Genomic DNA, 14,517 nt, shown 5'->3' with positions numbered 1-14,517 from the left:
TTAAGGAGAAATATATGGAAAATAAAAATACTTATGATGCGGACAGTATTGTTGTACTGGAAGGCCTGGAAGCGGTCAGAAAGAGACCGGGCATGTATATAGGAAGCGTTTCAACGAAGGGCCTTAATCATCTGATTTATGAAATAATGGATAATGCGGTGGATGAGCACCTTGCAGGCTGCTGTACGGAGATTCATGTCACCCTGGAAAGGGACGGCTCGGCCACTGTAGAGGATAATGGCCGGGGTGTCCCTGTGGGCATGCATAAAAAGGGTGTGTCTGCAGAACGTATTGTATACACCACACTGCATGCAGGAGGTAAATTTGACGATTCAGCATATAAGACAAGTGGTGGTCTTCATGGAGTAGGCTCATCCGTAGTAAACGCACTCTCAAGTTATATGGATGTGCAGGTCAGCAAAGAGGGGGCTGTCCATCACGACAGATACGAGAGGGGAGTGCCGGTCATCGAATTGGAAAACGGGCTTCTGCCGGTGATCGGTAAGACAAGAAAAACAGGAACTAAGATAAACTTCCTGCCAGATAACACGATTTTTGAAAAAACAAAATTCCGGGCAGAGGAAGTAAAAAGCCGCCTTCATGAGACTGCATATCTAAATCCGGAGCTTACCATTATCTTTGATGACAAAAGAGCTGAGTCCCCGGAACACGTTGTATATCATGAGCCTGACGGAATCATAGGATTTATCAAAGACATGAATCAGAAAAAGGAAGTGATCCATGAACCTGTTTATTTTAGGGGAACATCAGAGGGCATTGATGTGGAGATTGTATTTCAGTACATCAATGAATTTCATGAAAATGTGCTGGGCTTCTGCAACAACATTTACAATGCCGAGGGAGGAACACATCTAACCGGCTTTAAGACTACGTTTACAACAGCCATGAATCAATATGCAAAGGAGTTGGGAATCTTAAAGGAGAAGGACGCCAACTTCACAGGTGCGGATATCCGCAATGGCATGACAGCTATTGTTTCCATCAAGCATCCGGATCCCCGGTTTGAGGGTCAGACGAAGACAAAGCTGGACAACCCTGATGCTGCAAGGGCTACCGGCAAAGTAACGGGAGATGAGATTACCCTTTATTTTGACCGCAATCTGGAGGTCTTGAAAAAGGTGCTTTCCTGTGCGGAAAAGGCTGCAAAAATTCGGAAGACAGAGGAAAAGGCGAAGACCAATCTTCTGACGAAGCAAAAATATTCTTTTGACAGCAACGGGAAGTTGGCAAACTGTGAGAGCAGGGACGCGAAGAAGTGCGAGATATTTATTGTGGAAGGGGACTCTGCAGGAGGCTCGGCAAAGACCGCAAGAGATAGAAACTATCAGGCAATCCTGCCTATTCGGGGAAAAATCTTAAATGTAGAGAAAGCCAGCATTGACAAGGTACTGGCCAATGCCGAAATTAAGACGATGATAAATGCCTTTGGCTGTGGGTTTTCGGAAGGGTATGGCAATGATTTTGATATCAGTAAGCTGCGGTATGATAAGATTATCATTATGGCAGATGCAGATGTGGACGGTGCCCATATTTCCACTCTTCTGTTAACTCTATTTTACCGGTTTATGCCGGAACTGATTTATGAGGGGCATGTGTATATTGCAATGCCGCCTTTATATAAAGTAATGCCTAAAAAGGGCGAAGAAGAATATCTTTATGACGACAAGGCTCTGGAGAAATACAGGAGGACACATGAAGGCTCTTTTACCCTGCAGAGGTATAAGGGTCTGGGGGAAATGGATGCCCAGCAGCTTTGGGAAACCACTCTGAACCCGGAAACGAGACTGCTGACACTGGTGGAAATTGAGGATGCGCGTATGGCATCGGGTGTGACCGAGATGCTGATGGGGACAGAGGTGCCCCCACGGCGTTCCTTCATATATGAAAACGCCACAGAGGCCGAATTGGATATCTAAAGCAAGGAGAGATACCCTTGGGTATACCTGTATGGCCATTCGGCCTTGAAAGGAGAAATGAAAATGAGCAGTGAATCACAGATAATCAGAACAGAATATTCTGAAATTATGAAGAAGTCTTATATTGACTATGCCATGAGTGTTATTATAGCCAGAGCTCTGCCTGATGTGAGAGATGGTCTGAAACCGGTACAGCGCAGGACCTTGTATGATATGTATGAGCTTGGAATCCGGTATGACAGGCCATACAGAAAATGTGCACGTATTGTGGGAGATACTATGGGTAAATATCATCCTCATGGTGATAGCTCCATATATGAAGCTCTGGTCGTAATGGCCCAGGAATTTAAAAAGGGAATGATTCTTGTAGACGGTCACGGCAATTTTGGCTCCATTGAGGGTGACGGTGCGGCGGCTATGCGATATACAGAAGCCAGACTCACAAAATTCACACAGGAAGCATATCTGGGAGACCTTGATAAGAACATTGTAGATTTTGGAGCAAACTTTGATGAGACAGAAAAAGAACCTCTTGTCCTGCCAGTGCGTGTGCCAAATCTCCTCGTAAACGGTGCAGAAGGAATTGCCGTAGGTATGGCAACCAGCATTCCGACTCATAATCTTGGGGAAGTCATTGATGCTGTGAAGGCTTATATGAAAAACGACGAAATCAGTACAAAACAGCTGATGAAGTATATCAAGGGTCCGGATTTTCCTACAGGCGGCATTGTGGTCAACAAGGATGAGCTTTTAAACATTTATGAGACCGGACAGGGAAAAATCAAGATTCGCGGAAAAGTGGAGACTGAAGAATTAAAAGGCGGTAAACAGCAGCTGGTGATTACAGAAATTCCTTACACTATGATAGGAAGCGGTATTGGAAAGTTCTTGAATGATGTATACAATCTTGTAGAGTCTAAGAAGACCGGGGATATCGTGGACATTTCAAATCAGTCCTCCAAGGAAGGTATTCGTATCGTACTGGAGTTGAAAAGAGGGGCGGATGTAGAAAATCTGAAGAATATGCTCTTCAAAAAGACCCGTCTGGAGGATACCTTCGGTGTAAATATGCTTGCAGTGGCCGATGGAAGGCCGGAAATACTTGGTCTGAAATCAATTATTGAGCACCATGTGGACTTTCAGTTTGAGCTGATGACCAGAAAGTATACCACACTGCTTCAGAAAGAACAGGAGAAAAAAGAAGTACAGGAAGGGTTAATCAAGGCCTGTGATGTGATAGATTTGATTATAGAGATTCTTAGGGGAAGCAAATCGGTGAAAGATGCAAGAGCTTGTCTTGTGAATGGTGTGACAGAGAATATCAAGTTTAAGTCCGGTATATCAAAAAAAATGGCGGCTATGCTCAGGTTTACGGAAAGGCAGGCAACGGCTATTCTTGAGATGCGCCTGTATAAACTGATCGGGCTGGAAATTGAGGCTTTGCAAAAAGAACATGAAGAGACGCTCAAAAACATTGCCCGATACGAAGATATCTTAAATAATTATGATTCTATGGCAGATATTATTATAGGTGAGCTGGATGCTTATAAAAAGGAATACGGGCGAAGGCGCCGTACAATGATTGAAAACGCAGAAGAAGCTATATTCGAAGAAAAGAAAATTGAGGAGCAGGAAGTTGTATTTTTAATGGACAGGTTTGGCTATGTGAAGACTGTCGATGTGGGCACCTACGACAGAAACAGGGAGGCTGCTGACAGTGAGAACAAGTATGTGGTCCACTGCATAAATACCGGAAAAATCTGTATTTTTACAGATACCGGGAAGCTGCACCAGATAAAGGTACTGGATGTTCCCTACGGAAAATTCCGGGACAAGGGGACGCCTGTTGACAATCTCAGCAACTATTCCAGCAGTGAGGAGCAGATCATCATGATCTGTGATGCGGAGCAGATGCGTTTTGCAAAGCTTTTGTTTGCTACAAAGCAGGGAATGCTTAAGAGAGTGGAAGGTACAGAATTCCAGGTGTCAAAAAGGACCGTGGTTGCGACGAAACTTCAGGAGCAGGATGCGCTCATCAGTGTAGATGTAGTGACAGAGAGTCAGAATGTGGTGCTCAGAACAAAAGGCGGCTATTTCCTGAGATTCCCGGCGGAAGAGGTGCCGGAGAAGAAAAAGGGTGCAGTCGGAGTGAGAGGAATTAAACTGCAAAAGAAGGATGAACTGGAACAGATATATCTCTTTGAAGAGGGAACGGAGACGAAAGTACCTTATGGACAAAAGGAAGTGACCTTGAACCGGCTGAAGCAGTCCCACAGAGACACAATGGGCACGAAGAACCGGAATTAGGGGGAATTTATTGTTTTTCCTTGCTTTTCTGAACAAATGGTGCTATACTTACCACAGTTATATGGAACCAGCGGAAGAGTGAACGAAAGTTCACTCTTCTTTATTGCCGGGGATGTGGCAGAATTTATAATACACATAGAAAGGAAGTTTAGCGTGTCGAGGAAAGAACAGTATGAACAGCAGACAGAAGAGCTGTTAGAACCAATTGTTGCGGGATTTGGATTTGAACTGGTGGATGTAGAGTATGTAAAAGAGGCCGGTACATGGTATCTGCGTGCTTACATTGATAAGCCCGGCGGTATTACCGTGGATGACTGTGAGGCAGTCAGCAGAAAGTTTTCGGATGTTTTAGATGAAAGGGATTATATTGAGGATGCATATATTTTTGAGGTGAGTTCTCCGGGACTGGGCAGGCCGCTGAAAAAGGAGAAGGACTTTAAGCGGAGCATGGGAGAAGAAGTGGAGATAAAAACCTACCGGGCGATTGACAGACAGAAAGAATTTACGGGAATATTGAAGGATTATGATAAAGATACTGTGACGATAGAGTATGAGGACGGATTTCTACAGATTTTTCAAAAGAGTGAGATAGCTTTGGTCCGTTTAGCTTTGGACTTTTAATTTTTAGGAGGAAATTATAATGAATACAGAACTATTAGAGGCGTTGAATATTCTTGAACAGGAGAAGAACATCAGCAAAGAAACGATGATGGATGCAATTGAGAATTCGCTCATCAGTGCATGTAAGAACCATTTCGGAACGGCTGAGAATATTAAAGTGATCATGGACAGAAAAACCTGTGATTATGCGGTATATGCTGAGAAAGATGTGGTTGAGGAGGTCACGGATCCGGCGCTGGAAATCAGCCTGGAAGAGGCCGAGAAGATTGACTCTACTCTCCAACTCGGGGATGTGGCGCAGATTCCGGTTGAATCTAAATCTTTCGGGAGAATAGCAACCCAGAATGCAAAAAACCTGATTCTTCAGAAAATCAGGGAAGAAGAGAGAAAAGTTGTCTACGATCAATACTTTGAAAAGGAAAAAGATATTGTAACGGGTATCGTGCAACGTTATGTAGGACGCAATATCAGCATTAATCTTGGAAGAGCTGATGCCATACTGACAGAGAATGAACAGGTCAGAGGTGAAGTGTTCCAGCCTACCGAAAGAATTAAACTTTATGTTGTGGAAGTGAAAAACACACCAAAAGGGCCCAAGATTCTTGTATCCAGGACACATCCGGAGCTTGTGAAACGTCTGTTTGAGGCAGAGGTGGCAGAGGTGAGGGATGGTACAGTTGAGATTAAGAGTATTGCCCGTGAGGCAGGCTCCCGTACAAAGATGGCAGTATGGTCCAATGATGAGAATGTAGATCCGGTAGGTGCATGTGTGGGAATGAACGGCACCAGAGTTAATGCAGTTGTGAATGAGCTCAGAGGCGAAAAAATAGATATTATTAACTGGAATGAAAACCCGGCTCTTTTAATTGAAAATGCATTGAGTCCGGCAAAGGTTATTTCGGTAATGGCAGATCCTGATGAAAGAGCGGCAAGTGTTATCGTGCCGGATTACCAGCTTTCACTGGCTATTGGAAAAGAAGGACAGAATGCAAGGCTCGCAGCCCGTCTTACCGGCTATAAGATAGATATCAAGAGTGAGACACAGGCAATTGAATCAGGAGATCTTCCGGAAGACTATATGGAGCAGATGGGTATGGAGCCGGAAAGGTATGAAGGCGGCTATGAGGAACAGTACCCGGAGGATTATACAGGGGAACCAGAAGACATTGATTATGAAGAAATAGAGTTTATTGAGAATGAGGATGAATAATGACCTTATGAGAGGTGGAATAATTGAGCAATAAGAAGATACCTATGCGTAAATGTGTTGGCTGTGGCGAAATGAAGCCGAAAAAGGAAATGATCCGTGTTCTGCGCACAATGGAAGATGATTTTGTACTGGACGCCACCGGCAAAAAGAATGGCCGGGGAGCCTATCTGTGCCGTTCACAGGAATGTCTTGAAAAAGCAGTTAAAAGTAAAGGTCTGGAGCGTTCATTTAAACAGACAATTCCTGAGGAGGTATATGAGCGGCTGAAAAGGGAGATGAGTGAGATTGATTCAGAATAGAGTATTGTCTCTGGTAGGGCTTGCCACCAGGGCCGGGAAGACGGCAAGCGGCGAGTTTATGACGGAAAAGGAAGTAAAGTCGGGCAGAGCAGCTCTGGTCATTGTCGCAGGTGACGCGTCAGATAATACAAAGCGCAAATTTTGCAACATGTGTGGGTTTTATAAAGTTCCAATTTATTTTTACGGAGATAAAGATACCTTAGGGCATGCAATGGGAAAAGAATTCCGTGCATCTCTGGCAATATTGGACAAAGGATTTGCAAAGGGAATTCAGAAACAAATAGAAACAGAAGGCAATTCAATTGCATAGAGGAGGTAGTTTGAATATGGCAAAAATGAGAGTGCATGAACTGGCAAAAGAGCTGGGAATGGAAAATAAAGAATTAATAGATATATTGGCAAAGAAGAATGTGGAGGTTAAAAGCCACATGAGTTCCCTTGAAGATGAGGTGGTAGAAGATTTAAGAAAGAGGAGCAAAAGTAAAAACAGCGTGGAAGAACCTAAAAAGAAAAATATTGTACAGGTATTCCGTCCGCAAAATTCAAAGAGTGGGGGCCGCATGCAGGGAAATTCACGTTTCCAGGGCGGAAACCGGGAAGGACAGCGCTCAGCACCATCCGCACAGAGGCAATCCCCCCAGGGACGCAGACAGACGGGGACAGCATCCTCCTCCCAGAGACCCCAGGAAAATCGGGAAGGACAGCGCCCGATAGCACATCAGGGGACATCACAGGGAAATCAGAGGACACAGACGGCTGCACAGGAAACGAGAAGGGAAAACAGCCGCTACCAAGGACAGAATCAAAGATCAGACGGCGGAAGCCAGAATCCACGTTTTAATAATAACCGCGGACCAAGGCCTGCGGGCGGACAGGACAGAAATCAAGACCGAAGCCACGGCAGAAATCAGGACGGAAGTCAGAATAGAAGCTATGGCGGAAAAAATCAGGACGGAAGTCAGAATAGAAGCTATGGCGGAAATCAAGATGGGAACCGGAACAGAAACTATGGCGGAAATCAGGATGGGAACCGGAACAGAAGTTACGGCGGAGGTCAGGACGGGAACCGAAACAGAAACTACGGCGGAAGCCAGGACGGGAACCGGAGCAGAAGCTATGGCGGAAATCAGGATGGGAATCGGAGCAGAAGTTATGGCGGAAATCAGAACAGAAACTTTAGCGGAAGAGGTTCTGCAGGTGGCCAGCAAGGAGGAAGCGGAGCACCACATGGACAGGAACGCCGGGACACCAGAAGAAAGGATAGAGATGCAATCCCAACACCATTAGTAGAGCAGCAGAAGGTTCAGAGGAATAAAGTAAAAGATAAAGAGAAAGACTACAAGAAGAAAGAGTATAAGAATAACGATTTCGGAGGCAAGGGCAAAAAGGGCAAGAGGCAAAAAACTATAGCAGAAGTGGTTAAACCACAGTCGAAGCCCATCGAGAAGAAAGAAGAGCAAATCAAACAGATTGTTCTCCCGGAAGTGCTCACAATCAAAGAACTTGCCGATAAAATGAAGATTGTACCTTCTGTGATAGTAAAGAAACTGTTCCTTCAGGGAAAAGTTGTCACTGTAAATCAGGAAATTGACTATGATACAGCCGAAGAAATTGCTATGGAATTTGATGTTCTTTGTGAGAAGGAAGTAGTTGTAGACGTCATTGAAGAACTCCTCAAAGAAGATGAAGAGGATGAAAGCAAGATGGTAAAGCGCCCGCCGGTTGTATGTGTTATGGGACACGTAGACCACGGTAAGACCTCCCTTCTGGATGCTATACGCCATACAAATGTAATCGGCCGGGAAGCAGGCGGAATCACACAGCATATCGGTGCATATGTAGTGGAAGCAAAGGGTGAAAAAATCACCTTTCTGGACACTCCGGGGCATGAGGCCTTTACTGCAATGCGTATGCGAGGTGCAAGCTCAACGGATATTGCAATTCTGGTTGTAGCAGCCGATGATGGTGTGATGCCGCAGACTGTGGAGGCAATTAATCACGCAAAGGCTGCAGGGATTGAAATTATTGTGGCTATTAATAAGATTGATAAGCCAAGTGCAAATATTGACAGAGTAAAGCAAGAACTGGCAGAATATGAGTTAATTCCGGAAGATTGGGGCGGAAGCACTATTTTCGTGCCAGTATCAGCCCACACAAAAGAAGGAATTGCAGAATTGCTGGAAATGATTCTTCTGACAGCGGAAGTAATGGAACTGAAAGCAAATCCAAACCGTGAAGCACGAGGTCTTGTGATTGAGGCAGAACTTGACAAAGGAAAAGGATCTGTTGCAACAGTACTGGTACAAAAGGGCACGCTTCATGTGGGAGATGCTATTGCAGCAGGTTCTGCCCATGGTAAAGTAAGGGCGATGACAGATGATAAAGGGCGCCGCGTAAAAGAAGCAGGACCATCCCAACCGGTAGAAATCCTCGGGCTTAATGATGTACCCAATGCGGGAGAAGTCTTTGTAGGATGTGACACCGAAAAGGAAGCAAGAAACTTCGCCGAGACATTTATTGCACAGAACAAGGTAAAATTGCTGGATGATACGAAATCTAAGATGTCACTGGATGATCTGTTTAATCAGATTAAAGAGGGCAACCTAAAGGAATTGAATATCGTGGTAAAGGCAGATGTTCAGGGCTCCGTGGAAGCTTTGCGACAGAGCCTTTTGAAGCTTTCCAATGATGAAGTTGTTATTAAGATCATTCATGGCGGTGTAGGTGCCATCAATGAATCAGATGTGATTTTGGCATCTGCGTCCAATGCAATTATTATTGGCTTTAATGTAAGACCAGATGCAACAGCTAAAGAAATTGCGGACCGGGAAGGTGTAGACTTAAGACTATACAGAGTCATCTACAGTGCCATTGAAGATGTAGAGGCGGCAATGAAGGGTATGCTGGATCCGATATTTGAAGAAAAGGTTCTGGGCCATGCAGAGGTGCGTCAGACATTTAAGGCATCCGGAGTCGGAACAATTGCCGGTTCATATGTGCAGGACGGTACTTTCGAAAGAGGGTGCTCTGTGCGTCTGACAAGGGACGGAATCGTAATATACGATGGGCCTCTTGCATCCCTGAAACGTTTCAAGGATGATGTAAAGGAAGTGAGAGCCGGATATGAGTGTGGCTTCGTCTTCGAGAACTTCAATGACATCAAGGAAGGCGATCTTGCAGAGTCATATAAGATGGTTGAGATAGAAAGAAAATAATAACCGCAGAGATGACAGCGGTTGTATGAAGGAGAAGTTTATGAGGAAAAACAGCATTAAAAATACAAGAATCAACACAGAGGTTCAGCGTGAATTGAGCAGCATTTTGCGCGGAGGGATCAAAGACCCGCGTGTTGCTCCTATGACATCCGTCGTGGCTGTGGAGGTGGCTCCCGACCTGAAAACCTGCAAAGCATATATCAGCGTGCTGGGGGATAAAAAGGCTCAGGAGGATACTATCAAAGGACTTCAGAGCGCGGAAGGTTATATCAGACGTGAGCTGGCGAGAACAATTAATATGAGAAACACCCCGGAAATTAAGTTTATCATGGATCAGTCCATTGAATACGGAGTGAACATGAGCAAAAAAATTGACGAGCTGACCCGAGATTTGAAGTAACAGCACGGCGGAATTAAGCTAAAGGCTGAACTGTTACGATTTGAAAGATGAGGAATAATTATATGAGTATACAATTATCCGATGTTCTTCAGGAAAGAAAAACTATTGCGCTGGGCGGGCATGTGCACCCGGATGGAGACTGCGTGGGATCAAATCTTGGTCTGTATATTTATCTAAAAGAGCAGTATCCGGACAGAGAGATTGATGTGTATCTGGAAGAGGTCCCGGAGGCTTACATGATGATTCACAGGGCAGATGAGGTAAAACACTGTATACCGGCAGATAAACAATATGATTTGTTTATCTGTCTGGACTGCGGTGATGCAGCCCGTCTTGGTTTTTCAGAGCCTCTCTTCAGGGCAGCAGGGCATACCCTCTGTATTGACCACCACGTGAGTAATCAGGCTTTTGCAGATGAAAACTACATTGATTCGGAAGCCAGCTCCACAGCAGAGATGGTATATAGATTGCTGGACAAAGAAAAAATTAATCTCCACACGGCAGAAGCACTTTACATGGGAATCATCCATGACACCGGAGTATTTCAGTATTCCTGTACTTCCCCGGAAACAATGGAGATTGCAGCAGAGCTTATGCGAAAAGGCATTGATGGAAATGAAATTATTGATAAAACATACTATGAGAAGACCTATATACAGAACCAGATCTTGGGGAGAGCACTGCTTGAGAGCATATTGATTTTGGACAAACAGTGCATTGTGTCTTCTGTCAGCAAGGGCGAGATGGAATTCTACAGGGCGAAGCCAAGTGACCTGGAAGGTATTGTCAGCCAGCTTCGGCTGACACAAGGGGTAGAAGTAGCTATATTTATGTATGAGCTGGATACTCAGCAATTCAAAGTTAGTCTGCGCTCCAAAGGAAAAGTGGATGTCAGCACGGTGGCACAGTATTTTGGGGGAGGCGGTCACAAAAGAGCCGCCGGATTTACCATGAAGGGCACCAGCCATGATGTGATTAATAACGTATGTGCACAGCTCTCCTTAAAAGGAATTTAATTTATGATAAATGGTATTATTAATATATATAAGGAAAAAGGATATACCTCCCATGATGTGGTAGCAAAGCTCCGGGGGATTCTGGGGCAGAAAAAGATAGGGCACACAGGAACTCTGGATCCTGATGCAGAAGGGGTTCTCCCTGTTTGTCTGGGGAGAGCGACTAGACTGTGTGATATGCTGACTGAAAAAAATAAGATCTATGAGGCCGTCCTTTTGCTGGGAAAGACAACGGATACCCAGGATATAACAGGAAGGGTTCTGGAGGAAAGGGACACTTCTTCCCTGACAGAAAGCTATATAAAAGAATGTATACAAGGATACATCGGGGAATATGAACAGCTTCCGCCGATGTATTCTGCATTAAAAGTAAAGGGAAGAAAATTATATGAGCTTGCCAGAGAAGGAATTGAAGTAGAGCGGAAGAAAAGATTGGTTCAGATTTTTGATATCACCATAGACAGGATAGAGCTTCCCAGGATTTCTATGGAAGTAAAGTGCTCCAAAGGAACTTATATCAGGACTTTGTGCCATGACATAGGACAGGACCTGGGAGCGGGCGGGTGTATGGAAGCATTACTGCGGACAAAGGTGGGACGCTTTGAGCTCAAAGATAGCCTGAGACTGGCACAGGTGGAGAATTTGAAAGAGACAGGAAAACTTTCAGAGGTGATTGTTCCCACTGATGCCATGTTTTCTGAATTGCCGTCACTTACAGTAGCAGACGAATACTGGACTTATGCCTGCAATGGAAATCCCCTTAAGCCGGAATACATGACAAAGAAAAAGACTGTTTCTGAGGGAGAAAGAGTCAGAATATACGATGAAGAGAAAACATTTATAGGTATTTATCATTATAATATATCCAAAGGAGAGTACAGGCTTGGAAAAATGTTTTTTTCTCCTTCTAAAAAATAAGTGTAGTGAGGATAGATATGCAGTATTATACGGACATCAATTCCTATAAGGGATTGGAGAGAACAGCAGTAACCCTTGGAAAGTTTGACAGCCTTCACAGGGGACATCAAAAACTAATTCAAAGTATACAAAGATTTGCCCAGGAAGAACATGTAAAAAGTGTTGTATTTGCATTTGATATAAATAAAGATACTCTGTTGACCAATCAGGAGCGCAGGCAGCATCTGGAAACTAAAGTCGACTGCATGATAGAATGTCCTTTTACAAAGGATATCAGAGAAATGAAAGCAGAAGTTTTTATTGAGAAAATTCTGGCAGAAAAGCTCCATGTATCCTATGTTGTTGTAGGAACCGATTTCCATTTTGGTTATAAAAAACGCGGGGACGTGAAGATGCTGGCAGAATATGCCCCCAAATATAACTATCAGCTAAAGGTACTGGATAAAGAATTATTCCAGAACAGAGAAATTAGCAGCACCTATGTGCGGGAAGCACTTAAAGAAGGGAATGTGGAACTGGCAAATTTTCTTCTTGGATATTCTTACCACATGTCAGGTGTGGTGGAACATGGAAAGCATCTGGGACGGACATTAGGGTTCCCCACCATGAATATTGTACCGGCAGACAGGAAGATTATCCCCCGTTTCGGTGTTTATGCCTGCAGAGTATGGGTGGACGGGAAGTGTTTCCACGGTATTGGAAATGTAGGAGTAAAGCCCACGGTGACGGATGAGATGAGACCGCTTTTGGAGGTGTTTGCCTTTGAATATAAAGGGAATGCCTATGGGAAATCTATCACAGTAGAATTCTGTGCCTTTGAGCGCCCGGAGGAAAAGTTTACTTCTGTGGAGGAACTAAAAACACGGGTAGATGAGGATATTATGTTCGGAAAAGAATATTTTCAGTGGCAGAATTAAAGTCCTTATTTGCGTTTTGAAAAGAAAGAGCGGGTGAAAATTCACCCGCCTGTTTCTGACATTTTTATTCAGATTTTCTTTTGGTAAACCTTTTCCAGCAAGTTGATCAACGAATAGAGTCCCATCGCCATAATACATAGCAGAACGATGCTCATCAGCAGCCAATCCATTTTAAACACCTGGCTTGAATAAATAATCAGATATCCCAGTCCATTTCTTGCAGCCAGGAATTCTCCGATAACCACACCTACCAGGCACAGCCCTATGTTGACCTTCATATTGCTGATAATTGCCGGGATGGAGTTGGGCAGCACAGCTTTTGTGAGTGCGTGCCATTTGTTTCCCCGCAGGGTGTAGATCAGTTTGATTTTCTCTTTATCTACCGTTGCAAAACTGGTATATAAGCTTAAAATACTGCCAAAGATTGCTACTGACATGCCGGCTACAATGATCGTGGCCGGATTGGCTCCCAGCCATACAATTAATAGCGGAGCCAGAGCAGACTTCGGAAGGCTGTTCAGCACGACAAGATAAGGATCTAGTATTTCTGAGAGCTTTTCACTGCACCAGAGAGCTACGGCAAGCAGAATACCGGTAAGGGTAACAAGCAGAAAACTCACAATGGTTTCATACAATGTAGTCCAGATATGCAAAAAGATTGTTTTATCCAGAACCATGTCCCAGAAGCATAATGCAATTTTCGAAGGGCTGCTGAAGATAAAGGAATCAATCAAGCCTACATTTGCTGTAAACTCCCAGAGAAATAAAAAGCTTAAAAGGATTGCAACCCGGGAAACCCGAACAATCCTTTTGTGGCGTTTGTGGCTATTCAGGTAACTTTGTTGTCCAACAGATATTTCACTCATTTTGGTTCAACTCCTCCCATATAGTATTAAAATAATTCTTGAATTCCGGAGCATTCCTCCTATGCAGGGGAGTGTCTTTTTCCAAGTCGAAAGTGATAGGGACAATTTTAGAAATAGATGCCGGACGGTTTGTAAGAATGATGACCCGGTCAGCCAGGCTCACTGCTTCGGACAAGTCGTGAGTCACTAACAGTGCTGTCTTTTGCGTGCTTCGTATAATCTGTCCTATATCATCGGCTGCAAAAAGGCGGTTTTGATAATCCAGGGAGGAAAAAGGCTCATCTAAAAGCAAAATGTCCGGGTCCAGCACAAGCGTTCTAATCAGAGCTGCCCGCTGTCTCATGCCGCCTGACAATTCTGAAGGTTTGGAATTCGCAAATTGCTTTAGTCCGTACGTTTCTAATAAATCCATTGCTTTTGTCCGGGACTTAGCGGAGAGCATGTGCTGGATTTCCAGTCCCAGCAGGACATTTTTATAAACAGTTCGCCATTCAAAAAGGTAATCATGCTGCAGCATATAACCAATATTCATGGAGTTTTCCCCGGTATATTTTCCGTTCATCTTTATAAGCCCCTTTTCCGGTTCTAACAGGCCGGATATAATAGAGAGCAGGGTAGACTTACCACATCCGGAGGGCCCGACAATGGCAACAAATTCGCCGGAGGCGACGGAAAATGAGATATCCGTCAGTGTTTTGGTTTCTCCATCTAATGTGTGATACGCATAACTTATATTTTTTAACTCAAGTACAGGTTCCATGCAGACACTCCATTCGACAAGTATATAGTTAGTTTATGAAAAAAGAGTAGA

Annotated in this window: 13 protein-coding genes; 11 read left to right on the top strand and 2 right to left on the bottom strand. The window is 44.2% G+C overall.

From position 1 onward, the window contains the following. Positions 1 to 14: 14 nt before the first annotated feature. The 11 genes from EDD59_RS06435 to EDD59_RS06385 all read left to right on the top strand — a co-directional run bounded on the left by EDD59_RS06435 (position 15) and on the right by EDD59_RS06385 (position 12,840). The gene (locus tag EDD59_RS06435; protein ID WP_132380092.1) at positions 15 to 1,937 is read left to right on the top strand and encodes a DNA gyrase/topoisomerase IV subunit B; all 1,923 of its coding nucleotides are present in this window, start codon (positions 15 to 17) and stop codon (positions 1,935 to 1,937) included. A 63-nt stretch (positions 1,938 to 2,000) separates the two neighbouring features. Further along, entirely contained in the window at positions 2,001 to 4,244 is a 2,244-nt protein-coding gene (locus EDD59_RS06430; protein ID WP_132380090.1) for a DNA gyrase/topoisomerase IV subunit A, read from the top strand. A gap of 153 nt (positions 4,245 to 4,397) precedes the next feature. Continuing rightward, positions 4,398 to 4,865 carry a ribosome maturation factor RimP gene (gene rimP, locus EDD59_RS06425; protein WP_132380088.1) on the top strand — a complete coding sequence of 156 codons (468 nt, stop codon included), beginning with the start codon at positions 4,398 to 4,400 and terminating at the stop codon, positions 4,863 to 4,865. A 19-nt stretch (positions 4,866 to 4,884) separates the two neighbouring features. Next, positions 4,885 to 6,075 carry a transcription termination factor NusA gene (nusA, locus tag EDD59_RS06420; protein ID WP_132380086.1) on the top strand — a complete coding sequence of 397 codons (1,191 nt, stop codon included), beginning with the start codon at positions 4,885 to 4,887 and terminating at the stop codon, positions 6,073 to 6,075. Between the two features lie 44 nt (positions 6,076 to 6,119). Beyond that, positions 6,120 to 6,374, top strand: a complete 255-nt coding sequence (gene rnpM, locus EDD59_RS06415; protein ID WP_132380355.1) for an RNase P modulator RnpM — start codon at positions 6,120 to 6,122, stop codon at positions 6,372 to 6,374. Further along, entirely contained in the window at positions 6,361 to 6,684 is a 324-nt protein-coding gene (locus EDD59_RS06410; protein WP_132380083.1) for a L7Ae/L30e/S12e/Gadd45 family ribosomal protein, read from the top strand. Before rnpM ends, EDD59_RS06410 begins: the two co-directional genes overlap by 14 nt. 16 nt (positions 6,685 to 6,700) lie before the next feature. After that, positions 6,701 to 9,589 (top strand): translation initiation factor IF-2, encoded by a 2,889-nt coding sequence (gene infB, locus EDD59_RS06405; RefSeq protein ID WP_132380081.1) that lies wholly within the window; start codon positions 6,701 to 6,703, stop codon positions 9,587 to 9,589. Between the two features lie 40 nt (positions 9,590 to 9,629). After that, positions 9,630 to 9,989 carry a 30S ribosome-binding factor RbfA gene (gene rbfA, locus EDD59_RS06400; protein WP_132380079.1) on the top strand — a complete coding sequence of 120 codons (360 nt, stop codon included), beginning with the start codon at positions 9,630 to 9,632 and terminating at the stop codon, positions 9,987 to 9,989. A 62-nt stretch (positions 9,990 to 10,051) separates the two neighbouring features. Further along, entirely contained in the window at positions 10,052 to 11,005 is a 954-nt protein-coding gene (locus EDD59_RS06395) for a DHH family phosphoesterase (RefSeq protein WP_132380076.1), read from the top strand. A 3-nt stretch (positions 11,006 to 11,008) separates the two neighbouring features. Next, on the top strand, positions 11,009 to 11,923 hold the full coding sequence (truB, locus tag EDD59_RS06390) for a tRNA pseudouridine(55) synthase TruB (RefSeq protein WP_132380073.1): 915 nt from the start codon (positions 11,009 to 11,011) through the stop codon (positions 11,921 to 11,923). A gap of 17 nt (positions 11,924 to 11,940) precedes the next feature. Further along, positions 11,941 to 12,840 carry a bifunctional riboflavin kinase/FAD synthetase gene (locus tag EDD59_RS06385; RefSeq protein WP_132380070.1) on the top strand — a complete coding sequence of 300 codons (900 nt, stop codon included), beginning with the start codon at positions 11,941 to 11,943 and terminating at the stop codon, positions 12,838 to 12,840. A 68-nt stretch (positions 12,841 to 12,908) separates the two neighbouring features. Here EDD59_RS06385 and EDD59_RS06380 read toward each other — a convergent pair whose 3' ends face one another. Then, on the bottom strand, positions 12,909 to 13,706 hold the full coding sequence (locus EDD59_RS06380; protein ID WP_132380068.1) for an ABC transporter permease: 798 nt from the start codon (positions 13,704 to 13,706) through the stop codon (positions 12,909 to 12,911). Then, positions 13,699 to 14,466 carry an ABC transporter ATP-binding protein gene (locus tag EDD59_RS06375; RefSeq protein ID WP_132380066.1) on the bottom strand — a complete coding sequence of 256 codons (768 nt, stop codon included), beginning with the start codon at positions 14,464 to 14,466 and terminating at the stop codon, positions 13,699 to 13,701. The genes EDD59_RS06380 and EDD59_RS06375 overlap by 8 nt, the downstream gene beginning before the upstream one ends. Between the last annotated feature and the right edge of the window lie 51 nt (positions 14,467 to 14,517).

This window comes from Muricomes intestini (assembly GCF_004346165.1).
Taxonomy (GTDB): domain Bacteria; phylum Bacillota; class Clostridia; order Lachnospirales; family Lachnospiraceae; genus Muricomes; species Muricomes intestini.
Note: the sequence above shows the minus strand (reverse complement) of the source record. Positions and strands in the feature narration are given on the sequence as shown.

Coding starts and splice junctions, on each gene's coding strand:
- EDD59_RS06435 (WP_132380092.1), top strand. CDS start 15: ATGGAAAATAAAAATACTTATGATGCGGACAGTATTGTTGTACTGGAA.
- EDD59_RS06395 (WP_132380076.1), top strand. CDS start 10,052: ATGAGTATACAATTATCCGATGTTCTTCAGGAAAGAAAAACTATTGCG.
- EDD59_RS06380 (WP_132380068.1), bottom strand. CDS start 13,706: ATGAGTGAAATATCTGTTGGACAACAAAGTTACCTGAATAGCCACAAA.
- truB (WP_132380073.1), top strand. CDS start 11,009: ATGATAAATGGTATTATTAATATATATAAGGAAAAAGGATATACCTCC.
- infB (WP_132380081.1), top strand. CDS start 6,701: ATGGCAAAAATGAGAGTGCATGAACTGGCAAAAGAGCTGGGAATGGAA.
- nusA (WP_132380086.1), top strand. CDS start 4,885: ATGAATACAGAACTATTAGAGGCGTTGAATATTCTTGAACAGGAGAAG.
- EDD59_RS06385 (WP_132380070.1), top strand. CDS start 11,941: ATGCAGTATTATACGGACATCAATTCCTATAAGGGATTGGAGAGAACA.
- rbfA (WP_132380079.1), top strand. CDS start 9,630: ATGAGGAAAAACAGCATTAAAAATACAAGAATCAACACAGAGGTTCAG.
- EDD59_RS06375 (WP_132380066.1), bottom strand. CDS start 14,466: ATGGAACCTGTACTTGAGTTAAAAAATATAAGTTATGCGTATCACACA.
- rnpM (WP_132380355.1), top strand. CDS start 6,120: ATGCGTAAATGTGTTGGCTGTGGCGAAATGAAGCCGAAAAAGGAAATG.
- EDD59_RS06430 (WP_132380090.1), top strand. CDS start 2,001: ATGAGCAGTGAATCACAGATAATCAGAACAGAATATTCTGAAATTATG.